Below are 10,971 nucleotides of genomic sequence, written 5' to 3' on the forward strand. Positions count from 1 at the left end.
CTGAATTCGCGGCAGACAAGACCAATGGCAACTGGTTTCGTTTCGGAGCTGAAGGGCTCGGGCGGATGACTCCGTCGGCGTGTTCGGGTTGACTGGTGAGGTACCGCGGACCGACTCCCCAGGAGGCTGCGCCATGGCTTCCGATGACGCTCAGCAGGTGTTGCGCTACCCGATTCCGGCTTCGGCGGTGCTGGCCCCGCCCGCCGAGTGGGCGCGGTTGCGGCAGAGGTGCCCGGTCGCGCGGGTTGCGCTGCCCAGCGGAGACGAGGCGTTGCTGCTCACTAGGCATGCCGACGTCAAGCAGATACTGGCGGACCCGCGCTTCGGCAGGTTGCTGACCGCGCCGGACGCGGCGAGGATCTCGCCCAGTGAGCCGGGTGGGGTGTTCGACAGCCCGCGCGAGACGTCGGAGCTGCAGACCGGCGGAGGGCATCAGCGGTGGCGGCGCACGGTGGGGCAGTGGTTCACCGCCAAGCGCATGGCCGCGCTGCGGCCCGGGATCGAGGCGACAGCCGAACGGCTCGTCGAGGACATGGTCGAACGCGGGCAGCCGGCGGACCTGAAGGCGAGTCTGGCGTTTCCGTTGCCGGTGTGGGTGATCTGCGATCTGCTGGGGGTTCCGGTCGCCGACCGGGACTCCTTCGGCTACTGGTCCGACACCATGCTCAACCTGACCCGGTACACCCCCGGCGAGGTCGCCGCCGCACAGGCCGAGTTCGCCGAGTACCTGACCGCACTCATCACGGCCAAGCGGGCGGAACCAGGTGAGGACCTGCTGAGCGAGTTGATCAGCGGTACCGGGTGGTCGGAAAGGCAGCTGGTGGCCACTGCGCAGGGGTTGCTGGTCGCGGGGCACGAGACCACCACGAACATGATCGGGAAGATGATGGTCATGCTGCTCGCGGACCGGCGGCGCTGGGAGCGGCTGCTGGCTGACCGGTCCCTGGTGCGCACAGCGGTCGAGGAAGCGCTGCGGTTCGATGCGAACGCCGGGTTCGGAATCCCGCGGTACATCGGCGCGGAGGTCGAGGTCGGCGACACCGTACTGCACCGGGGCACGACCGTCGTGTGCAACCTGGCCGCGGCCAACCGGGACGAGAACGTCTTCGACGGCGCCGCCGAGATGAACCTGGACCGCACACCGAATCCGCACCTGGCCTTCGGGGTCGGCGCGCACGCGTGCCTCGGCCAGGCGCTGGCACGAACCGAGCTGCGGACTGTGCTCGACGTGCTGCTGCGCACGCTCCCGTCACTGGAACTGGCTGCCGGGGTGGACGAGCTGCGCCGGATCGAGGGGCTCGTCGTCGGCGGCCTCCGCGAAGTCCCGGTGCGGTGGTGAGTCAAGCGACAGCTGTGCAGCGCGGGCAGTCCTCCACGGAAACACGTACCAGGTGGTGGCAACGCGGGTGGTAGTAGCGCTTGGACGCCCACAGAATCGCACCGGCGGGCACGAGCGCCGTGACGATCACCCCGGCTGCGATCCAGCCCGCTTCACCGAGGCGGGTGCCGACGATGAGCAAGGCGACGCCGAGCACGATCGCGGCGAGAATTCCGAGGGTCAGCACGACCGAGGTGGTGTCCTCCGGGGATCGCATGCGGCGCAGCCACCGATCCAGCCGGGGATTCTCCGTGCGCAGCGTTCGCTCGAGCGCGTCCAGTGCGTGCTGTTCTTTTTCGCTCAGAGGCATAGGTGGCCACCTGCCAACGGCGCACCCAGGTCAGGCAATGGTCCTTCTCCTTCGGGGCGTCCACACAAATCTTTCGTGCAGGATATCGTGCGCACGGTCCGGGGGTATTGCGCAATGACCGTGGTCACAAGGGTTTTGCGCAGCACTATAACGCGACTGCGGATGGTGCGAAGGCGACCACGCACAGCATCGTGCACCGTCCACAATGGCCGGTGGTTCTACGTCGCATACCGGCCGAACCGGACGCACCACGCAGAGAAGGTCACGCCGTCGCCGAGGTTTGTGCAGGCGTGGCCCCGGCAAGCCCTATCGCGGCAGCCGTCTGCGCGTCGTGAGTGGAGGAAAGGCGATGTCGGGCTTCTTCGAGCCGGGTGAGGCCGGCCCCAGTCCTTTCGACGATTTTCTGGCACAGTTCTTCGGGTCCGGCACCTCGCGCCGGGGCTCCTATCCCGTCGACATCACCAGGCTGATGAGCGACCAGGCGCGGGACCTGGTCTCCGACGCGGCTAACCAGACGGCCGCCTGGGGCAGGACCGACCTGGATACCGAACAGCTGCTCTGGGCAGCCACGCGGCAACCGGCCACCAGAGCGCTGATCGGGCGTGCGGGGGCGGACCCGGACGCGCTGGCCGGCCAGATCGAGCAGCAGTCGAAGGTGGCGGAGCCGCGGCCGGGCCCGGTACGGCTGACCCCGGCCGCCAAGCGCACGCTGCTCGACGCGCACCAGATCTCCCGCGGTCTTGGCTCCTCCTATATCGGTCCTGAGCATCTGCTGCTCGCGCTCGCTGCCAACCCCGAATCCGGTGCCGGCAAGATTCTCGGTCAGGCCAGGGTGAATCCGGAGACATTGGCCGGCCCCGCGGCCCGCGAGCGCGGTGAGCAGCCCTCGGCCACCTCGACACTCGACCAGTACGGCCGCGACCTCACCGAGCTGGCCCGCGAGGGCGGCCTCGACCCGGTGATCGGCCGTGCGGAACAGATCGAGCAGACGGTCGAGGTGCTTTCCCGGCGCACCAAGAACAACCCGGTGCTCATCGGGGAGGCCGGTGTCGGCAAGACCGCCATCGTGGAGGGGCTGGCACAGCGAATCGCGACGGAGGACGTGCCGGACACGCTCGCCAACCGCAGGGTGATCGAGCTCGACCTCCCCGCCATGGTGGCCGGTACCCGCTACCGCGGGGACTTCGAGGAGCGGATGACCAGCCTGCTGAAAGAGATCCGCGCACACCGCGACGAGCTGATCGTGTTCATCGACGAGCTGCACACCGTCGTCGGCGCCGGCTCGGCCGAGGGCTCCATGGGCGCGGGCAACATGCTCAAACCTGCGCTGGCCAAGGGAGAGCTGCACATCATCGGTGCCACCACACTGGACGAGTACCGTCGCGACGTCGAGACCGACCCCGCGCTGGAGCGGCGTTTCCAGCCGATTCTCGTGCCGGAGCCCTCGGTCGAGGACACCATCGCGATCCTGCGCGGCCTTCGCGACCGCTACGAGGCGCACCACCAGGTCCGCTTCACCGACGAGGCACTCGATGCGGCCGCCACGCTGGCGGACCGCTACATCACCGACCGGTTCCTGCCGGACAAGGCGATCGACCTGATGGACCAGGCGGGCGCCAGGGTCCGGCTGCGTGCGGGACGGGGCCCGGCGAAGCTACGTGACCTGCAGGCCCGGCTGGACCAGCTGCTCAGGGACCGCGACCAGGCGGTCAGCGAGGAACAGTACGAGCGGGCCGCGAGCCTGCGCGACAACATCGCCGAGGTCCGTGCCGACATCGAACGCGCCCGGTCCGGTGACCAGTCGTCCGATGTGCCCGAGGTGGTGACCGAGGACGTCGCGCAGGTCGTGTCCCGGCTGACCGGAATTCCCGTCAGCCAGCTCACCGAGGAGGAACGGGACCGCCTGCTGCGGCTGGAGGAACACCTGCACGGACGCGTGGTGGGGCAGGACGAGGCCGTGCAGGCTGTGGCCGAGGCGGTGCGCCGCTCGCGGATCGGCCTCTCCGAGCCGAACCGCCCCGTCGGCAGCTTCCTTTTCCTCGGCCCCACGGGGGTCGGCAAGACCGAACTCGCCCGCACACTGGCCGAGGCGCTGTTCGGCGACGAGAACCACCTGGTGCGCCTCGACATGAGCGAGTACGGCGAGCGGCACAACGTCAGCCGCTTCATCGGTGCCCCGCCCGGCTATGTGGGCTACGAGGAGGCAGGGCAGCTCACCGAGGCGGTCCGCAGGCGGCCCTACTCCGTGGTGCTGCTCGACGAGATCGAGAAGGCGCACCCCGATGTGTTCAACATCCTGCTGCAGGTGCTCGACGACGGCAGGCTCACCGACGGGCGCGGCCGCACGGTCGACTTCACCAACACGGTGCTCATCATGACCAGCAACCTGGGCTCGGAGCTGATCGTCGCGGGCACTCAGAGCGGGCTCGGCTTCGGCCGCGCCGGCGAGGAGGCGGTCGACGGGCCGCTGCGCGAGCGGCTGCTGCGGCGGTTGCGCGAGACCTTCCGCCCCGAGTTCCTCAACCGTATCGACGAGATCATCATCTTCCGCCGGCTGGAGGAGGACCAGCTGCACCGGATCACCGAGATGATGCTCCAGCGCACGGTCAGGCGCGCGCACGCACAGGACGTCCGGCTGGAGTTCACGCCGGATGCCGTGGCCTGGCTGTCGCAGCGCGGTCACGAGCCGGAGTTCGGCGCGCGGCCGTTGCGGCGCACCATTCAGCAGCACGTGGACAACCGGCTGTCCCGCATGCTCCTCGACGGAACCCTCGGCCCGGGCAGCCACGTCCGTGTCGGTGTCGCCGACGACGAGCTGACCTTCACGACGGAGCCCGCCGTCACCTGACGAAAGCCGGCTCGCCTGCCGCGGGTGCGGGAATCGGCGGTTGGTCGGTCTTCGGGCCGGGAATCGTGTCGATGCCCTCCATGCCCTTGGTGAAATCGACCGGCTCGTCGTCCATGAAGGCCCGCGGGTTGAACGTCTCGTCGACCATGACGCCGTGGACCCTGCGCCGCTGCATGCCGAAGTTCCCCGCGTCGTACAGCGGAAGGAGCGCTGCCTCGCGCAGGTAGCGATCGAAGCGGTGTTTCCTGTCCACCGAGTTGACGCCGACCACCTGCATGCACTTGTAGACGCAGTCGAAAAGCATTTCCGTGCAATGGATCTTGCACATCGCGCCGAGCATCTCGCCGTGGTAGCCGTGCTGGTCGAGGTAGTGTGCCGCCTTCCAGCAGAAGTACCGGGCCGCCTCGATCTTCGCGGCGACGTCGCCGAGGACGTAGCCGGGGTACTGGTAGTTGATGATCGGTTTCGGCCCGCCTGCCGTGTAGGTCTTGGCCCAGCGCAGGGTGTCCTCGTAGGCGGTCCTCGCGACCGCGACGGCTCCGATGCCCGCCACCGGCCCGGACCAGGCGAAGTTGCGGTTGATCACCAGGTCGCCGTTGCCCCTGGTGCCCTCGATGAGGTTGCGCGCGGGGACCCGCGCGTTGTCGAAGATGATCTCGCAGTTGGGGGCGCTGCGCTGCGCCGAGGTGCTGATCGAGTGGTAGGTGATTCCCGGTGTGCCGCGCTCGATCATGATGGCGGACAGCCCGGCCGTGCCTCCGACGTCGGGATCGGTCCGCACCAGGACCAGATTGAGGTTGGCGCCCAGGTTGTCCCAGCCGCCGACGTTGCAGGGCCAGTACTTGCGGCCGTTGATGACGTACTCGTCGCCGTCGAGCCGGGCGGTGACGTGCATGCCGGCGCCGTCGATCGCGGGCGCGTCGAAGTTCGCGGTGCCACCGGGCGTGCCAGGCGGTTCACTGGCCGCGTACCCGACGATGAACTCGCCGCTCGTGTCGGCGGTCGCCATACCGATGAACCGTTTCTTCTGTTCTTCGGTTCCGTAGTACCAGACCGGCATCAGCCCGAGCCCGTTCACCAGTACGGTGGTGCCGAATCCCGGGTCGACGGCCTGGATCTCTTCGGCTGCGATGACGAAATCGACATTCGACAGCCCGCCGCCGCCGTATTGGGCGGGCAGCATGGAGAAGGCGATCCCGCTCCTGCAGGCCTCCGCATACGCGCCCTTGGTGAGCCGGAATCCTGTGAGCGGATCTGGTTCCGCATCAACCCTGTCCGTCAGGGGAGCGAGGTGAGTCTCCGCGAAACGCCGTGCGGAGAGCTGAATTTCTCGTTGTTTCTCGGTGAGTGTGAAATCGATAGCCATGAGAGCACCCCGAAGCCGATTGTGCGCCTTCTCGGAAAGGAAGGCCTGACTGTGAATTTCCTGCCCTGTGGGGTGAAACACAGCCTACTCTCGAGCTGATGGGGCACGCCAAACCGACTCGGGCTCACACGTCGTAGTTCAGCGCGAACTCGTAGGGATGCGGGCGCAGCCGCATCGGGTCGATCTCATGTTCGCGTTTGAAGTCGATCCAGGTCTCGATGACGTCGGAGGTGAACACTCCGCCGGCGAGCAGGTACTCGTGGTCGGCTTCGAGGCGGTCGATCACGTCCTCGAGCGAAGCCGGTACCTGGGCGACATCGCGGGCCTCCTCCGGTGGCAGGTCGTAGAGGTCCTTGTCGATGGGTGGCGGGGGCTCGATCTTGTTCTTGATGCCGTCGAGCCCCGCCATGACCATCGCGGAGAAGGACAGGTACGGGTTGCCGGCGGAGTCGGGGCAGCGGAACTCGATGCGCTTGGCCTTGGGGGAGGAGCCGGTGACGGGGATGCGGACGCAGGCCGAGCGGTTGCGCTGCGAGTAGACCAGGTTGATCGGTGCCTCGAAGCCGGGAACCATCCGGTGGTAGGAGTTCACGGTGGGGTTGGTGAACGCCAGCAGGCTCGGTGCGTGGTGAAGGAGCCCGCCGACGTAGTGCCGCCCGAGGTCGGACAGGCCGCCGTAGCCGGTTTCGTCGTAGAACAGCGGGCCGTTCTCGTCCCACAGGGACTGATGACAGTGCATGCCGGAACCGTTGTCGTTGAACAGCGGTTTCGGCATGAACGTGACGGTCCTCCCGGCTGCCCATGCCGTGCTTTTGACGATGTACTTGAAAAGCTGGAGGTCGTCGGCCGCGTGCAGCAGCGTGTTGAACCGGTAGTTGATCTCGGCCTGGCCGCCGCTGCCGACCTCGTGGTGCGCCTTCTCGACCTCGATACCCACGCCCGCGAGGCCGTGCACCATGTCGTCGCGCAGGTCGGCGAAGTGGTCACGTGGCGGCACGGGGAAGTAGCCCGCCTTGTAGGGAGTCTTGTACCCGAGGTTGCCGCCGGGCTCCTCACGTCCGGTGTTCCACCAACCCTCGACCGAGTCGATGTGGTGGTACGCCTGGTTTTCCGTGTTGTCGTAGCGCACGGAGTCGAAGATGTAGAACTCCGCTTCGGGGCCGAAGAAGGCGCGGTCGGCGATGGTGGACTCGGCGATGTAGTCCTCTGCCTTGCGCGCGATGGTGCGCGGGTCGCGGCTGTAGGGCTCGCGGGTGAACGGATCGTGCACGAAGAAGTTCATCAGCACGGTTTTGCGGGCCCGGAACGGATCGAGGCGTGCGGTGTAGGGGTCCGGAAGAAGCAGCATGTCCGATTCGTGAATCGACTGGAAACCCCGCACCGAGGACCCGTCGAACGCCACGCCGCTCTCGAACAACTCGGCGTCGAAGGTCGTGGCCGGAACGGTGAAATGCTGCATGATGCCGGGTAGGTCGCAGAACCGGACGTCGACGAACTCGACGTTCTCGTCGGCGATGAACCGCAACACGTCATCGGCTGTAGTGAACATCGGCGCTTGCTCCTTTGCGGGCCTGGGACGGTCGGCCGTGGCGAGGAGAGTGCCCCTGCTGCTCGCACGCGGTACGGGCAGCCAGGTCGACTTCGGAGCCTATCAGGCGGGTGAGGTGCGGTACCAGCGTCGGCGGTGCCGCTCACCCCTCGTGCAACGTCCACAACAGACGGTTGCCAAATGCCGGTGTGCACGGCGAGCGCGAGTCCCCCGCTCCAGCACGCGAGTCCCCCGCTCCAGCACGCGAGTCCCCCGCCCGGGCACGCGAGATGCCCAGTCCCGCACTCGAGTTTCCCGCCGCGGCAGGCGAAATGCCCGCTCGGGAGCGCGAATCCCCCGCTGCGGTGCTCGAGTTGCGCGCTCCGACGCGCGAGTTGCCCGCTCCGACGCGCGAGTTGCCCGCTCTGGTGCGTGAAATGCCCGCTCCCGGGGCGAGTTGCCCTCGTCAGGCCGGGAGCTAGCCCAGCCGACTGGCGCTGTCGGCGCGCAACTCGGTGTGCGGCGCGGGGCCGGATGGGTGGCTCACGGCCGGGAACGGGGACTCGCGAACCTGAGCGGGGGACTCGCGAGACTGGGGGCAACTCGCGGACCGCAGCGGGCAGCTCGCGTGTCCGAGCGGGGGACTCGCCGGCCTGGGCGGGGGACTCGCCGACGGGAGCGGGGGACTCGCGTGCCTGGGCGGGGGACTCGCGAGCCCTGCGTGGGCTGGCCGGTAGATTGCGAATCTCGCGCACGATGAGTGACGGCCAGGTGAGCGGGAGCGGGTCGAACGTACGGCAGGAGGATGGGTTGTCTGACGGGGCGCCGGGGACGCACCCGGACGCGGGTGTGGTGAGCGTGGCCGATGTCGTGCAGGCGGCGCGCCGGTTCGCGGCACTGATTCCGCCGAGCCCGTTGCAGCGCAACGAGCGCCTGTCGACGCGGTACGACCTGGACGTCTGGCTCAAGCGCGAGGACCTCAACGCCGTCCGTTCCTACAAGGGGCGCGGCGCGTACAACTTCGTCAGCGGACTCACCCCCGAGCAGCGCGAACGGGGCGTGGTCTGTGCGAGCGCGGGCAACCACGGCCAGGGTGTCGCCTTCGCGTGCGCCTCCCTCGGTGTCGGTGCACGGGTCTACCTGCCACGGACGACGCCCCGGCAGAAGCGCGACCGGGTGGCGCGGCTGGGTGGCAGGCAGGTGCAGATCGTGGTCGAGGGGGAGACCTACGACGACGCGGCCGCGGCCGCGCGGGCGCACGCCGACGCCTCCGGCAGCATCCTGATCCCCGCCTTCGACGATCCGCGCACGATCGCCGGGCAGGGCACCGTCGTCAAGGAGGTCATCGAGCAGCTCGGCCGCGCGCCGGACGCCATTGTCGTACCGGTCGGCGGTGGCGGGCTGCTCGCCGGCACGCTGGCGTGGCTGCGCGAGACACACCCGGACGTGCCGGTCATCGGCGCGGAGCCCCTCGGCGCCGCGAGCATGGCGGCGGCACTGGCGGCGGGGCGGCCGGTGGCGCTGGACCACATCGACCCATTCGTGGACGGCGCGGCCGTGCGCGAGGTCGGGCGGTACACCTGCGCGATCGCCGCCGAGCAACGGCCGAGGCTGGTCGCCGTGCCCGAGGGGCGGATCTGCGTGGAGATGCTCGATCTGTACCAGTCCGACGGGATCATCAGCGAGCCGGCGGGCGCGCTCGCGCCTGCGGCGCTCGCGCTGGACCTCGGGCTGCCCGCCGGTGCCACCGTGGTGTGCATCCTCTCGGGCGGGAACAACGACGTCAGCAGGTACGCCGAGATCGTCGAGCGGGCGCTGGTCTTCGAGGGCCGCAAGCACTACTTCCTGGTGGAGTTCCCGCAGGAGCCGGGGGCGCTGCGCCGGTTTCTCGACGATGTGCTCGGACCGGACGACGACATCACGCTGTTCGAGTACGTCAAGCGGAACAACCGCGAGACCGGGCCTGCGCTGGTGGGCGTCGAGCTCGGTGCGCCGGAGAACCTGGAGCCCATGCTGAAGCGGATGCAGGCAGCGCCGCACCGCATCGAGCGGGTGTCGCCGGACAGCCCGCTGTTCACCTTCCTTATCTGACACCTGCCCGCGAGTCCCCCGCTCTGGCCCGCGAGTTGCGCAGTAGGCGCATCGGCCGCAGTGGTTTGCTCCATCCGTGCTAGAACTTCTGTCTTAACGCAGCATAAGTTGGGTTTTATCAACCGTAGATATTTACGGGAGCACCGGAAGTAATTAACGTCCCGACGGAAACCCTCGGCGGTGAAGGCGAGGCAGGCGTGAACCGGACGTCGGGACAGGTCGAGCACGCGCGAGTACCACGGTGGCTGTTGCCGATTCGCCTGCCCCGCCAGCCAGGTCCGGGCCCGCCGCCGCCCCCGCGTTTCCGTCTCGCCGATCTGTCGCCCGCGGCTTCGCGCCAGGGCGGACTCCCCATCCCGATCTCCCCGGTGCGGCCTGCCCGGGGTGCTGCTGAATGGAGACCCCATGGTTGAACAACGCGCTGAGACCGGCGGCTCGCCGCGGCGGGTATCTCGCCGGTCGATGCTGGCGGGTGCTGCCGCGGCGGGCGTGGTCGTCCCGGCCGTCGCAACCGGCATCACCGCCGCAGCGGCTCCGGAACCGGCCGTCCGGGCCGCCGCCGCGACCCGTCGCATCACCATGTACGCCGAGGAACTGTCCGGCGGCCTGGTCGGCTACGGGCTCGCGCCGGGGCAGGCCACCGTTCCCGGACCGATCCTGGAGATCTGGGAGGGCGACACCCTTGAGATCGACCTGGTCAACAACACCGACAAGCGGCTGTCGATCCATCCGCACGGCGTGGACTACAGCACCGATTCCGACGGCAGCCCGTTCAACGCGTCGTTCAACGAGCCGGGACAGCGACGCGTCTACCAGTGGCGCACCAAGGCGCCCTACAAGGCCGCGAACGGCCGGTGGGTTCCCGGCAGTGCGGGGTACTGGCATTACCACGATCACGCGATGGACGGCGAGCACGGCACCGAGGGAATCCGGCGTGGGCTCTACGGTGCGCTGATCGTCCGGCGCAGGGGCGATCTGTTGCCGGACAAGCAGTTCACGGTCGTGTTCAACGACATGACGATCAACAACAAGGTGGCTCCCGAGGTGCCGTTGCTGGAGGCGCGGCACGGGGAGCGGGTGGAGTTCGTCGCGATTGGACACTTCAACCAGTTGCACACCTTCCACCTGCACGCCCACCGCTGGGCCGACAACCGCACCGGCTACCTCACCAGTGCCGAGGACACCACCCGCGTGGTCGACACCCGGGACCTCAACCCCGGAGACTCCTTTGGTTTCCAGGTGATCGCCGGTGAGGGTGTTGGGCCGGGCGCATGGATGTACCACTGCCACGTCCAGTTCCACTCCGACGGCGGCATGGCCGGCGTGTTCCTCGTCCGTAACTCCGATGGCTCGATGCCCGAGGGGGCACAGGACGCGCTCGATCGCTACTACCAGCACCACGGCGGGCACGGCGGCCACTGACCAGGCCGTCGCCAGCACGGACAGTTCG

At 68.5% G+C, this 10,971-nt stretch carries 7 protein-coding genes; 4 read left to right on the forward strand and 3 right to left on the reverse strand.

Features of this window, described 5'->3' with window-relative positions:
- The first annotated feature begins 133 nt into the window (after positions 1 to 133).
- Positions 134 to 1,339: a cytochrome P450 gene (locus ABZ863_RS24045; protein WP_358539535.1), complete on the forward strand. Its 1,206-nt coding sequence runs from the start codon at positions 134 to 136 to the stop codon at positions 1,337 to 1,339.
- A gap of 1 nt (position 1,340) precedes the next feature.
- Here the strand turns inward: ABZ863_RS24045 and ABZ863_RS24050 are convergent, their stop codons facing one another.
- Entirely contained in the window at positions 1,341 to 1,688 is a 348-nt protein-coding gene (locus ABZ863_RS24050) for a DUF3040 domain-containing protein (protein WP_358539537.1), read from the reverse strand.
- A 349-nt stretch (positions 1,689 to 2,037) separates the two neighbouring features.
- Between ABZ863_RS24050 and ABZ863_RS24055 the strand changes: the two genes are divergently transcribed.
- Positions 2,038 to 4,536, forward strand: a complete 2,499-nt coding sequence (locus tag ABZ863_RS24055; protein WP_358539539.1) for an ATP-dependent Clp protease ATP-binding subunit — start codon at positions 2,038 to 2,040, stop codon at positions 4,534 to 4,536.
- Here ABZ863_RS24055 and ABZ863_RS24060 read toward each other — a convergent pair.
- Both ABZ863_RS24060 and glnA read right to left on the reverse strand, forming a co-directional pair.
- A complete protein-coding gene (locus ABZ863_RS24060; protein WP_358539540.1) occupies positions 4,529 to 5,902 on the reverse strand; it encodes an acyl-CoA dehydrogenase family protein in 1,374 nt (457 codons plus the stop codon). The genes ABZ863_RS24055 and ABZ863_RS24060 overlap by 8 nt on opposite strands.
- A 124-nt stretch (positions 5,903 to 6,026) precedes the next feature.
- Positions 6,027 to 7,451 (reverse strand): type I glutamate--ammonia ligase, encoded by a 1,425-nt coding sequence (glnA, locus tag ABZ863_RS24065; RefSeq protein WP_358539542.1) that lies wholly within the window; start codon positions 7,449 to 7,451, stop codon positions 6,027 to 6,029.
- Positions 7,452 to 8,282: 831 nt separating this feature from the next.
- Between glnA and ilvA the strand changes: the two genes are divergently transcribed.
- Positions 8,283 to 9,521 (forward strand): threonine ammonia-lyase IlvA, encoded by a 1,239-nt coding sequence (gene ilvA / locus ABZ863_RS24070; protein WP_358539621.1) that lies wholly within the window; start codon positions 8,283 to 8,285, stop codon positions 9,519 to 9,521.
- A gap of 405 nt (positions 9,522 to 9,926) precedes the next feature.
- Positions 9,927 to 10,943: a multicopper oxidase domain-containing protein gene (locus tag ABZ863_RS24075; protein ID WP_358539545.1), complete on the forward strand. Its 1,017-nt coding sequence runs from the start codon at positions 9,927 to 9,929 to the stop codon at positions 10,941 to 10,943.
- The last annotated feature ends 28 nt before the right edge of the window (positions 10,944 to 10,971 follow it).

The sequence above is a fragment of the Saccharomonospora sp. NPDC046836 genome, from assembly GCF_040645195.1.
Classification (GTDB): domain Bacteria; phylum Actinomycetota; class Actinomycetes; order Mycobacteriales; family Pseudonocardiaceae; genus Prauserella_A.